The 13,994-nt window shown below is 42.3% G+C and carries 15 protein-coding genes; 11 read left to right on the top strand and 4 right to left on the bottom strand.

What is annotated here, in order from left to right:
• Positions 1-67 precede the first annotated feature (67 nt).
• The 4 genes from ACNURT_RS25155 to metK form a co-directional block, all read right to left on the bottom strand.
• Positions 68-922 (bottom strand): NAD(P)-dependent oxidoreductase, encoded by an 855-nt coding sequence (locus ACNURT_RS25155; protein ID WP_419699972.1) that lies wholly within the window; start codon positions 920-922, stop codon positions 68-70.
• A gap of 108 nt (positions 923-1,030) precedes the next feature.
• The gene (locus tag ACNURT_RS25150) at positions 1,031-1,807 is read right to left on the bottom strand and encodes an SDR family NAD(P)-dependent oxidoreductase (RefSeq protein WP_419699971.1); all 777 of its coding nucleotides are present in this window, start codon (positions 1,805-1,807) and stop codon (positions 1,031-1,033) included.
• Between the two features lie 172 nt (positions 1,808-1,979).
• Complete coding sequence (locus tag ACNURT_RS25145) at positions 1,980-2,849, bottom strand: tetratricopeptide repeat protein (RefSeq protein ID WP_419699970.1); 870 nt, start codon at positions 2,847-2,849, stop codon at positions 1,980-1,982.
• 136 nt (positions 2,850-2,985) lie between these two features.
• Positions 2,986-4,236 carry a methionine adenosyltransferase gene (gene metK / locus ACNURT_RS25140; RefSeq protein ID WP_419699969.1) on the bottom strand — a complete coding sequence of 417 codons (1,251 nt, stop codon included), beginning with the start codon at positions 4,234-4,236 and terminating at the stop codon, positions 2,986-2,988.
• 348 nt (positions 4,237-4,584) lie between these two features.
• On the opposite strand from metK, the gene ACNURT_RS25135 reads away from it, so the two are divergent.
• The 11 genes from ACNURT_RS25135 (at position 4,585) to ACNURT_RS25085 (ending at position 13,929) form a co-directional block, all read left to right on the top strand.
• Positions 4,585-5,475: a diacylglycerol/lipid kinase family protein gene (locus ACNURT_RS25135; protein WP_419699968.1), complete on the top strand. Its 891-nt coding sequence runs from the start codon at positions 4,585-4,587 to the stop codon at positions 5,473-5,475.
• A gap of 89 nt (positions 5,476-5,564) precedes the next feature.
• Entirely contained in the window at positions 5,565-5,900 is a 336-nt protein-coding gene (locus ACNURT_RS25130; protein WP_419699967.1) for a translation initiation factor, read from the top strand.
• A gap of 400 nt (positions 5,901-6,300) precedes the next feature.
• Complete coding sequence (locus ACNURT_RS25125) at positions 6,301-7,140, top strand: MotA/TolQ/ExbB proton channel family protein (RefSeq protein WP_419699966.1); 840 nt, start codon at positions 6,301-6,303, stop codon at positions 7,138-7,140.
• Positions 7,141-7,254: 114 nt separating this feature from the next.
• Positions 7,255-7,878: an ExbD/TolR family protein gene (locus tag ACNURT_RS25120; RefSeq protein WP_419699965.1), complete on the top strand. Its 624-nt coding sequence runs from the start codon at positions 7,255-7,257 to the stop codon at positions 7,876-7,878.
• 6 nt (positions 7,879-7,884) lie between these two features.
• Positions 7,885-8,421, top strand: coding sequence for an ExbD/TolR family protein (locus ACNURT_RS25115; RefSeq protein WP_370997093.1), 537 nt, complete (start codon positions 7,885-7,887; stop codon positions 8,419-8,421).
• 46 nt (positions 8,422-8,467) lie between these two features.
• Positions 8,468-9,295, top strand: coding sequence for an energy transducer TonB (locus tag ACNURT_RS25110; RefSeq protein ID WP_370997094.1), 828 nt, complete (start codon positions 8,468-8,470; stop codon positions 9,293-9,295).
• Between the two features lie 219 nt (positions 9,296-9,514).
• A complete protein-coding gene (locus ACNURT_RS25105) occupies positions 9,515-10,441 on the top strand; it encodes a PstS family phosphate ABC transporter substrate-binding protein (protein ID WP_419699964.1) in 927 nt (308 codons plus the stop codon).
• A gap of 6 nt (positions 10,442-10,447) precedes the next feature.
• A complete protein-coding gene (locus ACNURT_RS25100) occupies positions 10,448-12,136 on the top strand; it encodes a tetratricopeptide repeat protein (RefSeq protein ID WP_419699963.1) in 1,689 nt (562 codons plus the stop codon).
• A gap of 108 nt (positions 12,137-12,244) precedes the next feature.
• The gene (locus tag ACNURT_RS25095) at positions 12,245-12,616 is read left to right on the top strand and encodes an NADH-quinone oxidoreductase subunit A (RefSeq protein ID WP_370997098.1); all 372 of its coding nucleotides are present in this window, start codon (positions 12,245-12,247) and stop codon (positions 12,614-12,616) included.
• A 267-nt stretch (positions 12,617-12,883) separates the two neighbouring features.
• Positions 12,884-13,426 carry an NADH-quinone oxidoreductase subunit B gene (locus tag ACNURT_RS25090; protein ID WP_076375850.1) on the top strand — a complete coding sequence of 181 codons (543 nt, stop codon included), beginning with the start codon at positions 12,884-12,886 and terminating at the stop codon, positions 13,424-13,426.
• A complete protein-coding gene (locus tag ACNURT_RS25085) occupies positions 13,426-13,929 on the top strand; it encodes an NADH-quinone oxidoreductase subunit C (RefSeq protein WP_166091090.1) in 504 nt (167 codons plus the stop codon). The genes ACNURT_RS25090 and ACNURT_RS25085 overlap by 1 nt, the downstream gene beginning before the upstream one ends.
• Positions 13,930-13,994 lie beyond the last annotated feature (65 nt).

Here is a 13,994-nt window from a genome sequence, read left to right as displayed (position 1 = left end):
ACAGCCCGGTTATCTGCAAAAAGATAACCAGGCTGTTATTACAGGCGCGGACCGAGTCCCGTGCCAACTATTTCCCAATTTGTTTAATCACCGCTATCACATCTTCTTCGCCATGCTGGGCTTCGGCTTCCTGGAAAGTTTGGTAAGCTATTTTAGCCAGGGGGGAATTCAGGCCTTCGGCTTTGGCCAGGCGCAGGTCCTTGGCAATATGCTTCAGCGCGAAGGCTGCTTTATAATTATCGTTCAAAATAGCATCGCCTTTTATTTTAGCAAAAACGTTGCCCAGGGCGCTGTTATTAATAATGGTGAGCATATCCTCGGTTTTGATATCGTTTTGCTGCGCGAACAGCACTGTTTCGGCCAAACCCTGGGCATGGAAGCTTAATAAGGTATTGATGGCCAGCTTGGCGCTGTTGCCCGCCCCGGTTTCGCCCACCAGCAAAACCATTTTGCCCAATTTTTCCAGTATGGGTTTAGTTTTTTCAAATGTGGCCAATGTACCACCCGCCATGATCACCAGCGTGCCATCCTGGGCCTGTTTTACACTGCCCGATACGGGTGCATCCAGGTAGTCGCTGCCTTGTTCGCGGCACAAAGCGGCCATTTCTTTGCTGATAGCAGGCGATACCGTGCTCATGTTGATGATGATCCTGCCTTTAACTTTGGCGTTTAGTAAGCCATCCTTGCCGTTAAATATATCACTGATGGCTTCGTCGTTGGAAACCATGATGAAAACCACCTCATTTTGCTGTATCAATTCTTTGGGTGTTGATGCTACAGCCGCCCCCATTGCTTTCAATGCTGCCTCTTTTACTTTACTGCGATTGTAAACGGTTACCTGATAACCGGCATTGATTAGTTGCTGCGACATGGGGATACCCATATTGCCAAGACCTATCCATCCTATTTTTGTTGTATTCATGGGTATATGTTGATTTAAATATGGTGCAAAGTTTCGTAAACAAAACTGATAGAATGCTTAACAAAACGGTAAAATCTTCTTTACGTATTGTCATTTTTTAACGGGCAATCATGGTGCCGGGAATTGAATGCCTGATATGCGGGCACATTCAGCTATAAATTTTTCCTGCACCGCTGGGTCAGCAGCAGCCGACAGGAACTGGCGCGGCTGCATATGGTAAAAATATTCGCCTGATACCATAGCCCGTGCTTCATTACTGGTGGCCAGCCATACTTGTGTTTTAGGCGCATCCGCCAAGCTATCAGGCGCACCGGGACCGCCCATTTTGGTGGCCACCCAACCAGGTTCCAAAGCGTTTGAAAATACGCTGGGCCACTTGCGGGCCGCGGCAAAGGCCAGTATCACATTATGCAATTTGGAATCGGCATAGGCGCTAAAGCCGTTCCATCGGCGATCTGTCCAGCTGAGGTCGCGCAAGGAGGCATCCCCGCTACGGTGCAGACCCGAACTGAGATATATCAACCGTTTGGGCCGATGGATCAATGCGGTTAATAGGTAAGGCGCCAAACTGTTCACCGCGAAAACATGGGATAGGCCGTCAACCGTTTCTATGCGCCGCCGCTCGGTATAGCCAACGGCAGCGTTATGGATAACGGCATCGAACAAGCCCAGATTGTTTGCCTTTTCGGCCAGGGTAATGGTTTCCTGGATGCTGGACAGGTCGCCGCTTAGCGCGATTTCTGCACCCGGCACAGCAGCCAAAGCCTCCCGGGCCCTTTGTTCGTTACGGGCATGCAATACTACCGAATGCCCGGCTTTAACCAGCAATTGAGCGGCCATTTGCCCAAGCCCATCCGCCGATCCTGTTATGAATATCCTTGACATTTTTTTCTTTTGTTTTTGTTATAACAAATTTCGGGCAGAAAAGGTAAGGGGAAATTACCAAATGGTAAAAAGGAAGTGGGGTAGACGCATGTAATGCGTCTCTACATGCCGCAGTCTCAACCTTGCGCTCGTTTGCAACGAGTGCTTATTGTGGGACAAGTACAATAGTTGTTTATTCAAGCGCTAATATTAACTCCGAATGCTTACAATGTGTTATGGTGCACCAATCGGCCAGTGCCAGAATCACAGCGTCTTTATTTTTGGAGGCAAGACCAATGTTACGTTCGCTTGCACAACCCTCTTTTAAGTCATGGTCATGATTTTCATGGGGTATGCCTTCGCTGCATTGCTTACATAGCATTGTGATTGACGATGACCAGTCTTCAAACTCTACGTTTACTTTATGGCAAAGCTCTTCGAGTTTATCAATATGCCCCTGATCATCTGTATAAGCCATTATGGAGTAGGTGCTATAGGTTGATCTTGTTAACAATTGTAACTCATTAAACACAGGGACTTCATTTCCGTTATGGATACGATAACCCTGTGGAGCGCCATCATTAAGTACTATATCGCCGTATCTATGTCCACAAGTGGCTAAAGGCACATTAAGAATAACTGTTCTTGCCGGATCTATTCGCCTGCACCATACTACTTCTCCTTCATCATCCGGGTTTAATCTTATAGGGACATTGGCTAAATCTAAATCGGGTTCTTCATTATTAATTTCCAGGCTAAGCCCAAATTTATTCCAGGCCTCTCTTGCTGTTCGCCAATCGAGCAATACGGTAGCAGCAATGCCTAAATTCCACCAGGCAGCTTCATTAGTCGGGTCAAGCTCCACGGCTTTTTGATTATGCTGATAGGACAGTTGCCAGTTGCACTGATACTTGTACAGTAATCCTAAATTATAATGAGGAACTGACCACTCAGGCTCTAAACAGATAGCTTGTTGATATGCCGTTATCGCGCCATCTGTTTGTCCTTGTTCTCCAAATTCTATAGCTCGTTCTAAATATTCTTCTGCTGAATTGTTACTCATTGCTGTCAGTTATTGGGGCTTATATGATTATGATCAATTTCGTCATTTTATATTCATCTAAACCCGTATAAGTATAAAACAAAAATAGCGATGAGTATTTACTCATCGCTATTTAAATATTGGTATATAATGAATCTTACAAACCGAAAGCCTGTTTTACTTTGTCAACATAGTCCAGTTTTTCCCAGGTAAACAGCTCTACTTCGCGTTTCAGTTCGCTGCCGTCATGGGCAATGAATGTTTTGGTTACCGTTTCGCTTGGTTTGCCAAAGTGACCGTAAGCCGCGGTTTCGCTGTAAATAGGGTTGCGCAGTTTAAAACGGGTTTCAATAGCGTATGGGGTCATGTTAAACACTTCTTCTACTTTTTGGGCTATCTCTCCATCGTGCAGGTTTACTTTGGCTGTGCCATAAGTGTTTACGTAGATACCCATGGGCTGTGCTACGCCAATAGCGTAGGAAACCTGTACCAGTACTTCGTCGCAAACACCGGCAGCTACCAGGTTTTTGGCGATGTGGCGGGTTGCATAAGCCGCCGAACGATCAACCTTTGAAGGATCTTTACCCGAGAAAGCACCGCCACCATGCGCGCCTTTACCACCATAAGTATCCACGATGATCTTACGACCGGTTAAGCCGGTATCGCCATGCGGCCCGCCGATAACGAATTTACCGGTTGGATTGATGTGATACTTGATCTGGTCATTAAAGAAATGGGCGTATTTTGGATATTTAGCTTCAACACGCGGGATCAGGATACTGATGATATCCTGTTTGATCTTGGCCAGCATAGCACCTTCCTCATCAAAATCATCATGCTGGGTTGATATTACAATGGCGTCGATGCGTTGCGGTTTGTTGTCGTCGCTGTACTCTAAAGTTACCTGCGATTTGGCATCGGGCCTCAGGTATTTAATCTCGGTATTTTCGCGGCGGATAGCTGCCAGCTCAATTAAAAGCGCGTGGGCAATATCCAATGCCAAGGGCATATAATTGTCGGTTTCCACAGTGGCATAACCAAACATCATACCCTGGTCGCCGGCGCCCTGCTCTTCCTTGGCCTGACGGTCGACACCCTGGTTAATATCGGGCGATTGCTCGTGAATGGCCGATAATACGCCGCAGGAGCTGCCATCAAACATATATTCTCCTTTGGTGTAACCAATTTTATTAATCACCTCGCGGGCAATTTTTTGTACATCTAAATAAGCTTTTGATTTTACCTCGCCGGCTAAAATTACCTGTCCGGTGGTTACCAGAGTTTCACAGGCAACTTTTGAATTTTCGTCGAACGCCAGAAAATGGTCGATGAGGGCATCTGATATTTGGTCTGCAACTTTATCCGGATGTCCTTCTGATACGGATTCAGAGGTAAATAAGTATGGCATATAAGTTTGATAAAAGATTTAATTAATAAAGCCGAAAGGAGCGAGTTTTAACGGATCGAGGTAAAAAGAAGCGTTGGTTTTAGCACTTTTTTACGTGGTTGCAATCCAATCCGTCAATTAACGGGCAATTAAATCAGTCCACTTTCGGGTGGTAAAAATAAAACAAATTTCACAAAGCCGAAAATACATTTACTTTTGGGGGCTGAAATAATTGATTTCGGAATTCGGATGTTCAATTTCGGATTTTTAACCGTTGTTAGTTTAAAGAGGGCTACGCCTTTTAGAATTTAGAGTTTCGGATTTAGAATTTAAAGTTTAGAGTTTTTGAAGCTGAAATAATACAGATAATTGAAACGTAAAGCGTTATTTATAATAAACCCTATATCGGGTGGGAAGAAGAAGGACGGGGTGCCTGACCTTATTGATCAAAATATTGATAAGGCAGTGTTTGACGCAACCGTTGTTTTTAGTGATGGTGTATCGCACGCGCGCATCATTGCACTGGAAGCGGTAGGTAAATACGATATGATTGTGGCTGTTGGCGGCGATGGTACAGTAAATGAAATAGCATCGGCAATTGTAGGCAGTGGTACGGCCCTGGGCATAGTGCCCTACGGATCGGGCAATGGCCTGGCTCGTTTTTTGGGCATCCCCATGAATCCCAATCAGGCCATACGGGCTTTGGTAGAAGGTCATATGGAAAGTATTGATTCGGGTACAGTGAATGGCCAGCCATTTTTTAATATGGCGGGTATGGGTTTTGACGCGCACATCAGCGAGGTGTTTTCGCACGGCAAAAAGCGCGGCTTTGTATCCTATATCAAATCATCTATAGAGGAAATATCCACCTATGATGAACAGCAATATCATATTGAAATTGATGGCAAGGTTTATGAGCGTAAAGCGTTTATGCTGAGCATTGCCAATTCATCGCAGTATGGTAATAACGCGCATATATCGCCCAAGGCATCCGTGCAAGATGGTTTGCTCGATATCTGTTTGATCAGGAAGTTCCCGTTATGGCGTTTCCCGGAAATGGGTATCCGGATGCTGACCAAAACATCAGAGAGTACCAGTTATGTTGAAATTATACGCGGTAAGCAGATTAACGTAACCCGCCAAACCGAAGGACCCATACATCTTGACGGCGAGCCGCAGGTAATGGGTACAGCTATACATATTAATATAGTGCCCAGTTCATTAAAAGTTATTGTAGGCCCAACGTATAAAAAGAATTAAGTAAAGAGAGCGGGTGCGGGGTGCGGGTGTCTGATTTCAAAGTATTCAGTTCCGGCACACGCTCCCCGCTCACGCTCCAAAAAAATGTTATGGCTAAGAAAAATTTCACCGGGGTAGTATACTCAACAGATCCTGATTTTCAGTACCAGGAAAACGGAGGAGACGCCGCGCAAACATTGCCCCCACAGCAGCAAAACCTTAAAATTTATCTTGACCGTAAGGGTGGCAGTAAACTGGTTACCCGGATTACCGGTTTTATCGGTACCGATGCCGATCTGGAACTTATCGGCAAGAAGCTAAAAACAAAATGCGGGGTAGGCGGTTCCGTAAAAGATAATGAGATACTGATACAGGGCGATTTCAGGGATAAAATATTAACCCTGCTGCAAACCGATGGATACAAGGCAAAAAAGGCAGGAGGATAATAAAGGTATATACGCCGGATAATAAAATAGCTAAGCGTATAACGTACACTAAAATAAAAAAAAACTTTTGGCGTTATACTACTCCCGGCCGCTATGAAATGGCTTTAAAACCAATATTGTAACATATTAATAACACAATTTTTATCAGTTAATGCTTGATAATCTAAAAAAAAATGGTTTTCATTGCAAATAATTGTCGTGGCAACACACAATATTCAAGCATTGTTACGTTAATAATGACCAATTAGGCACGAAATGTAATTCGGTATTAAAAAATTGTAAAGAATAACATAAAAGATTTTTTTATTTCATTAAAATTCTATTTTTGTTATTCGCAAATTAAAAGCACATTTAACAAACTTATAATATAAACAAAAACTAAAACTAAAATTTAAAAGTAATGGCAAACGCACCAACAAAACCAACTACTCCTGTTAACAAAGAAAGCTCAAGTGCATCTGGCTTGTTTGCATCCTTAACTATTCCAATCTGCCTGATTGTTACTACGCTTATTTTCATATTTGTTCTGGGCGATCCAAGCCACTTCAAAGGCGGCGACAAAACTGCTTTTCCAGTAGATATTTTCGGAACAGTATATAGCGGTGGTGTAATCGTGCCGGTGATCATGGCGTTTTTGTTAATGGTTATCGTTTTCTCTATCGAGCGTTTCGTAGTAATCGGAAAAGCTTCTGGTACAGGCAGTGTAGATGCTTTTGTTAGAAAGATCCAATCACAACTGAATGCCGGTAACATCCAGGCTGCATCAGCAGAATGCGACAAACAAAAAGGTTCTGTAGCAAACGTTATCAAATCAGCATTGAAAAAATACGCTGAAATGGAAGCTGAACCAAACCTTGACGTTGACCAAAAAACTTTGGCTATCCAAAAAGATATTGAAGAAGCAACTGCTTTGGAAATGCCAATGTTAGAGCAAAACTTAACTATCATCGCTACTTTGGTATCTATCGGTACATTAACCGGTCTGTTAGGTACGGTTGTAGGTATGATCAAGGCCTTCTCTTCATTAGCGGTATCAGGTGTACCAAACCAGATCGAACTATCTTCACACATTTCTGAAGCTTTGATCAATACGGCATTCGGTATCAGTACTTCTGCACTGTCTATCGTAATGTACAACGTATTTACATCAAAAATTGACAAGTTAACTTACGCCATTGACGAAGCCGGATTCAGCATTGTACAAACATTTGCTGCATCACACAAAAATGCCAACAGATAATAAATATATAGGTTAATTAGCTTTCGTCCCTCCATTTGTCCTATATAATATAACCAGGAATAATGCGTGGATGTTATAATTATTGAATTCTATATATTTTAAAAAAAATCAAATATGGCAAGGATAAAAGTTCCAAGAAAGAGTACAGCGATTGACATGACCGCCATGTGCGACGTGGCCTTCCTGCTGCTTACTTTCTTTATCATGACCGCGAAAGTACGTACCGAGGACCCGGTTCCTATCGATGTGCCAAAATCATCGATACAACAGCCGATTCCGGAGAATGACTTCGCTACTATTTCTGTGGGTTCACAGAAAGCATTTTTTGGAATGGAGGGTGTTGATCTGCGTAAGCAAACCTTAACTCAAATGGGCGAACTTTATAAAACAACGTTTACCCCCGATGAGTTAAACAGGTTTTCTACTATTACATCAATAGGCGTTCCCTTTAACCAAATACATCAGTTTATTGCATTATCAGCTGATGATCAAAAAAAATATAACAAACCAGGTATCCCCCGCGATTCTGTAAGTAACGAATTATTTAACTGGATCCGTGAAGCCCGTAAAGCTACTGTGGCATTGCACAATGTGCAGTTGCGTATAGCTATAAAAGGTGACAGCAAAGAGGAATATCCGGTTATTAAGGATGTTATAGGCATTTTGCAAAAGCAAAAGGTTAACAAGTTTAGTTTAATAACAAACTTAGGCGGCGGTGGTACTGCTCCTAAAAAATAAAAGATCATGGCAGAATTAGATACCTCCGGGGGAGGCAAGCATAAGGGTGGCAAGGTTCGCAGTAAAAAGCAATCCACCCGCGTAGATTTAACAGCGATGGTTGACCTGGCTTTCTTGCTGATCACTTTCTTTATCATGACAACCACATTGGCCAAGCCAAAAGCGATGGACCTTGCAATGCCCGATAAAGATGAAAAAACCAAAGACCAATTGGCTATTGCGGCTTCACGTTCACTAACCCTATTATTGGGCAGTGGCGATAAGCTGGAGTGGTACCTTGGTGAACCTGGTAAATCAGCACCAACCATTGATAATTACAGCAAAGACGGTTTGCGCAAAACCCTTTTAGAAAAAAAGAAGGAAGTTTTGGAAAAAACAGGTAAAGCCATATTTGTTGTAATTAAGCCAAGTGATAAATCAACATACAAAAATGTAGTTGCCGCGCTTGATGAGATGAATATCACCAATATCGACAGTTATGGTATAGTTGATATTTCACCAGTTGAGATCGATCTACTTAAAAAAGACGGTTTATACCAGTAATAAATAATTTAAAATAACGTTATTAATACCCATTAAATCTTAAAAGATGTTTGGATCGAAATTAGACATATTAGATCAGAAATGGATCGACGTTGTTTTTAGTAGCAGAAATAAGTCTTACGGGGCTTATGAGCTGAGAAGGGATAACTCCAAAAATACATCGAGAGCGCTTATTATAGCAATCATCGTGTTTGTATTTGTTGTTGCTTTACCTACTATCATCAACAGGATTCAGGGACTTATCCCTAAAGCTGATCAAAAAGTGAAGATAACAGACGTAGTGCTGTTACCTCCACCACCCGTGGATCAAACCAAAAAACCACCTCCGCCGCCACCTGAACCACCAAAACCAAAGGTTGACCAGGTACGTTTCCCACCTCCGGTTGTGAAACCAGATAACGAGGTTAAGGAGAAGGATCCACCAACAATAAAAGAACTTGCTGTTGCCGATCCTGGTCAGAAGGACCAAAAAGGTGACCCTAACGCCGACATCAGAATTGATGAGCCGGTAGGTAACTCGGATGTTAAACAAGTAGTAGAGGCAGACCCTAACCAGATCTTTACTTCGGTAGAGCAGGTTCCGGAATTCCCGGGAGGTTTGGATAAATTCGGCGCCTATTTGGGTAAAGCTATCCGTTACCCGGCTGTTGCCCGTGAAAACGGAACTCAAGGCCGTGTAATTGTTACCTTCGTAGTTGAAAAAGATGGCTCTTTAACCGATATTAAGGTTACAAGAGGTATCGGAAGCGGTTGCGATGAGGAAGCGGTTCGTGTATTGAAAAACTCACCGAAATGGAAACCAGGTATACAAAATGGTCGTCCGGTACGTGTACAATATAGCGTTCCAATCAGCTTTACGTTAGCGAGCGAATAATGCCACTTAATTTTAATAAAGAACAAAAATCGCCCAAAAGGCGGTTTTTGTTTATTATAGGCGCTGTCACCTTTGTTTGTTTTGTCGTTTTAGGCTTAATGATCATGTTTTGGGATCAGCTGCCCCTACAGTTACCGCGATATCAGCGTCTGCTTTTTGGCGGCTTTGTTATTGCCTATTCCATTCTGCGGTTTTCGAGGTTGTTTAAGAAGGATCAGTATGAAGATTAATTTTAAGAGTAAACTTTTATTTTTCGCATTGTTTTTAATAGCAGGCTTACAGGCCTGTAAACAAAAAACCTCAAAATATACTGTTGATAATGACGCTAAATCGGGTACAGCAACTTTTGCGGCCGATGCTTCTTTTTCACCCATCTTAGATCAGGAGTTATATGTTTATTCCAATTTAACTCCCAATGCCAAAATCAATATTTTATATAAAACGGAGAACGAAGCCGTAAATGCTTTGCTAAACGATAGCGTGCGCGTAGCGATATTATCGCGCGATCTTACAGCCGACGAACGCGCCGTGATCACTAAAAGGACATTATCTGCAGAAACGGTACGCTTTGCAATTGATGCTGTAGCGCTCATCGTAAACACCGCCTCTAATGATACCACCATTACTGTAGGGCAATTGAAAAAACTGCTCACCGGACAGGGCGATTTAAACAGAACTATTGTTTTTGATAACCCGAATTCAAGTTTGGTAAGGTATTTGAAGGACTTTACCGGAAGCAAAGGATTTACACAGAAAAATATTTATGCCCTTAAATCAAATAAAGAGGTTTTAAAATATGTGAGCGAGCATCCTGACGCTTTGGGCATAACCGGTTTTAGCTGGCTTAATGACCCGGATAAGGATTATGCCGGATATGTGGAAAAGGTTAAGATAGTGGGTGTCAGGGATGAGTCAAATAAACAATACCCGGACACTTATTTTAAACCCTCACAAGAAACGCTTGTCTTAAAACAGTATCCTTTAAGCAGAGGGCTTTATATAATCAATTGTACAAGCAAGGTAGGCCTGGGCATGGGTTTCGCTAAATTTTTGGGCAGTCAGCCAGGCCAGCGTATCATATTAAAATCAGGCCTGTTGCCCGATTCTATACCAACGAGAGAGATTAGTATAAAAAATAAATTTTAATTAAAGATGAAAATGATCAGTAAAATAGCCACGGCATCATTAGGACTGTTATTAGGAGGTTCATCAGTTTTTGCGCAAAGTCTAGCCGACGCCAAAAAAGCTATTGACGCCGAACAGTATCAGAAAGCTAAATCGATGCTAAAAAACCTTACGACCACTCAGGCCGATAAGGATGAGAACTTTTTTTACCTGGGTTGGGTGTATATTAAACAAGATTATGCCGACTCTGCAAAAGCAGCTTTTAATAAAGGTATTGCTGTAAATTCCAAATCAGCTTTAAATTACGCTGGTTTAGGCGCTGCCGCCCGTTTAGATAAGGATAACACCGGAGCAACCAACAACTTTAACCAGGCCATTGCACTGGCTGGTAAAAGCTCAAAACCATATCAGTATGTAGGCGAAGCTTATTTATTGGTTGCACCTGGTGCAAAAGTAGCGCCGGCTGATGCTAATGCAGCGATAGCCGTTTTACAAAAAGGTAAAGCAGTAAATCCTAAAGACGCGGAATTATTAATTACCCTGGGTAATGCTTACCGCTCACAATTAAAGAGCAACGAAGCTTACCAGGCTTACTCTGATGCGTCAACCATCGATCCAAAAAATCCGGCAGCAAAAGTAGCTACAGGTGTTTTATGGCAATTTGCCAATAACTTTGAGGATTCTGAAAAGCAATTTCAAGATGCCTTAGCTATCGACCCTAATTATGGTCCGGCTTACCGCGAATGGGCCGAAACAGACCTTCGTTGGTCATTTACAGATCCTAAAATGGCATCTGCTAAAATTAAACAAGCTACCGAAGAATATAAAAAGTATTTAAGCTTAACAGATCTTTCTATTGAATCGCAAATGCGTTATGCCGACTTCTTGCTGTTGGCCGGTGATTATAAAACGCTGCAGCAAGTAGCAGCTGATCTTTCAAAATCAGCAAATACCAATGCGAGAGCATACCGTTACCTGGCTTATGCAGCTTATGAGAATAAGGATTGCCCTGCCGGTTTAACCGCGATGAACACCTGGTTCCAGAAAGCCGATCCTAAACGTATCCTGCCACGTGATTATTTATACCTGGGCCGTTTACAAATGTGCGGTGGTCAGGATTCGGTAGGTATTAATACGCTGAAGAAAGCATTGGCTCTTGATTCAACCCAGACAGATGTTTATGGGGAAATTGCCAAATCCTTGTATGGACAGAAAAAGTATGTTCAGGCTGGGGATGCTTACAAACTGGTAACAGAAAAGGGGGGGCATAATGTAAAGCTTACCGACTATTTCTACGAGGGAATAAGCTACTACTTTGGTTATGATTCAAAGAAACCTAATGCTGATTCATTATTGACAAAAGCGGATTCGGCTTTCAGTTATGTTATGCAAAAGAGTCCAAATACTCCTGATGCTTACCTGTATCGTGCCCGGGTTGCTGATTTAAAAGAAAAAGACCGGAATAATATCGAAGGTTTTGCAAAGCCATTTTACGAAAAATTCATTGAATTATTAAATGCTAAAGGTGCACCCGATGATAGGGGCAAAAAGAATTTAGCCGAAGCTTATGTTTATTTGGCCAATTATGCCGAGTTTAAGGAAAAAGACTTGACCAAAGCCACTGATAATTATACCAAAGCCAGAGACAACGACCCTACTAATAAGCAGGTGGTCGCTTTCTTTGCTCGTAAAGGCGGAGCCAGTAAAGGCAAATAATGTTTTGCTATACAGGGGTGTTATCACTTCTTGCTTAAAGCTTAAAAATAAAAAGGCCTCTTGTAAAAGAGGCCTTTTTTATTATGCTTCCATTAGTATATTTGCAGCATGGAATTACAAAGTACACCGCTTAATTATTTGCCCATCATTATCCAAATGTTAGTGGCTTTAGGGTTTGTGGTAACCACCATGTTTGTAACGCATAAAATTGGTCCTAAACGTAAAACTAAGGACAAGCTGACCCCCTTTGAATCGGGGATTGAGGTAGTGGGTAACGCCCGTACCCCCATATCCATTAAATATTTCCTGGTAGCCATATTGTTTGTACTGTTTGATGTGGAAGTAATATTTATGTATCCCTGGGCAGTTAATTTCAAGGCAATGGGCGCCAAGGGCATGGTCGAAATGTTCATTTTCATGGCCACGCTTTTATTAGGTTTTATATACGTAATAAAAAAGAAAGCTTTAGACTGGGATTAAGTTTAGATGTGCAGATGATAGATGTGCAAATATGCGGATGATAGGATTCCGTTAATTCTTAAATTCTATTAATTCTGGTTCAGACATAATCATCTGCACATTTGAAATCTGCATATCCGCACATCAAAAAAGACCTAAGGGCTTTTTTAGAACGATTCTAAATATGGCTTCAGGGTAGCCATCGTGTACTTTTTACATGGTTATTATTGTAAATTTGCCCTCATTATCCGTCTTTTCCGGATAATGGATTTCTATTAAAATAGTTCAATGAGTGATATTCAATTAGTTGACGCTCCTGCTGGAGTAGAAGGCGCCGGATTTTTTGCTACCTCGCTTGATAAAGTAATAGGTATAGCACGCTCAAATTCATTATGGCCGCTGCCATTTGCCACCTCGTGCTGTGGTATCGAATTCATGGCAACTATGGCCTCTCATTATGACCTTTCGAGGTTTGGTGCCGAGCGTTTAAGCTTTTCGCCACGCCAGGCCGATCTGTTGATGGTAATGGGTACTATTGCCAAAAAAATGGCTCCTGTATTAAGGCAGGTATATCTGCAAATGGCCGAACCCCGTTGGGTGATGGCTGTTGGTGCCTGTGCATCAAGCGGTGGTATATTTGATACGTACTCCGTTTTACAGGGTATTGATGAAGTGATACCGGTTGACGTTTATGTGCCCGGTTGTCCGCCACGCCCCGAAGCTATTATTGATGGCTTTATAAATATTCAAAAACTGGTACAAACAGAATCGCTTCGCAGAAGGAACGAACCTAAGTACCAGGAATTGTTAGCTAAATACGGAATCCAATAATGGCCCAGATCCCTAACGAAGAGCTCTTAAAAAGAATTGCTGAAAAGTTTGACCAGCAGGTAACCCTTGTGGGTGAGCCTTATGGTTTACTTACCGTGGAAACCGGCCGCGAGCAGATCATTGATCTGTTAACCTTTTTAAAGACCGACGATGCTCTCCGGTTTATATTTTTAACAGATATTACCGCTATACATTACCCGGAGCAGGAAAAGCAGATTGGTATTATTTATCACCTGCACAGTTTAACCACCAATACCCGTATCCGCATTAAAGTGTTTTTAGCCGATGGCGATGTACACATTCCTACGGCTACTACAGTGTGGGAAGGCGCCAACTGGATGGAGCGCGAAACGTATGACTTTTTTGGGGTTATATTTGACGGCCACCCCGACCTGCGCCGTATATTGAATGTTGACGACATGACGGCTTTCCCGATGCGAAAAGAATTTCCGTTGGAGGATCCAAACCGTGTTGATAAAAAGGATTACTTCTTCGGAAGATAACATATATAGAATTTGGTATCAAGTGGTTAGTATCAAGTATCAAGATTTCTGAAATACTCAAAAAG

It is taken from the genome of Mucilaginibacter sp. NFX135, assembly GCF_048565145.1.
Classification (GTDB): Bacteria; Bacteroidota; Bacteroidia; order Sphingobacteriales; family Sphingobacteriaceae; genus Mucilaginibacter.
The sequence above is the reverse complement of the archived record's forward strand: the minus strand, read 5'-3'. Positions and strand labels throughout refer to the sequence as shown.

Coding starts and splice junctions, on each gene's coding strand:
- ACNURT_RS25130 (WP_419699967.1), top strand. CDS start 5,565: ATGGCTAAGAAAAATTTCACCGGGGTAGTATACTCAACAGATCCTGAT.
- ACNURT_RS25095 (WP_370997098.1), top strand. CDS start 12,245: ATGGAATTACAAAGTACACCGCTTAATTATTTGCCCATCATTATCCAA.
- ACNURT_RS25155 (WP_419699972.1), bottom strand. CDS start 922: ATGAATACAACAAAAATAGGATGGATAGGTCTTGGCAATATGGGTATC.
- ACNURT_RS25090 (WP_076375850.1), top strand. CDS start 12,884: ATGAGTGATATTCAATTAGTTGACGCTCCTGCTGGAGTAGAAGGCGCC.
- ACNURT_RS25100 (WP_419699963.1), top strand. CDS start 10,448: ATGAAAATGATCAGTAAAATAGCCACGGCATCATTAGGACTGTTATTA.
- ACNURT_RS25125 (WP_419699966.1), top strand. CDS start 6,301: ATGGCAAACGCACCAACAAAACCAACTACTCCTGTTAACAAAGAAAGC.
- ACNURT_RS25120 (WP_419699965.1), top strand. CDS start 7,255: ATGGCAAGGATAAAAGTTCCAAGAAAGAGTACAGCGATTGACATGACC.
- ACNURT_RS25085 (WP_166091090.1), top strand. CDS start 13,426: ATGGCCCAGATCCCTAACGAAGAGCTCTTAAAAAGAATTGCTGAAAAG.
- metK (WP_419699969.1), bottom strand. CDS start 4,236: ATGCCATACTTATTTACCTCTGAATCCGTATCAGAAGGACATCCGGAT.
- ACNURT_RS25105 (WP_419699964.1), top strand. CDS start 9,515: ATGAAGATTAATTTTAAGAGTAAACTTTTATTTTTCGCATTGTTTTTA.
- ACNURT_RS25150 (WP_419699971.1), bottom strand. CDS start 1,807: ATGTCAAGGATATTCATAACAGGATCGGCGGATGGGCTTGGGCAAATG.
- ACNURT_RS25115 (WP_370997093.1), top strand. CDS start 7,885: ATGGCAGAATTAGATACCTCCGGGGGAGGCAAGCATAAGGGTGGCAAG.
- ACNURT_RS25145 (WP_419699970.1), bottom strand. CDS start 2,849: ATGAGTAACAATTCAGCAGAAGAATATTTAGAACGAGCTATAGAATTT.
- ACNURT_RS25110 (WP_370997094.1), top strand. CDS start 8,468: ATGTTTGGATCGAAATTAGACATATTAGATCAGAAATGGATCGACGTT.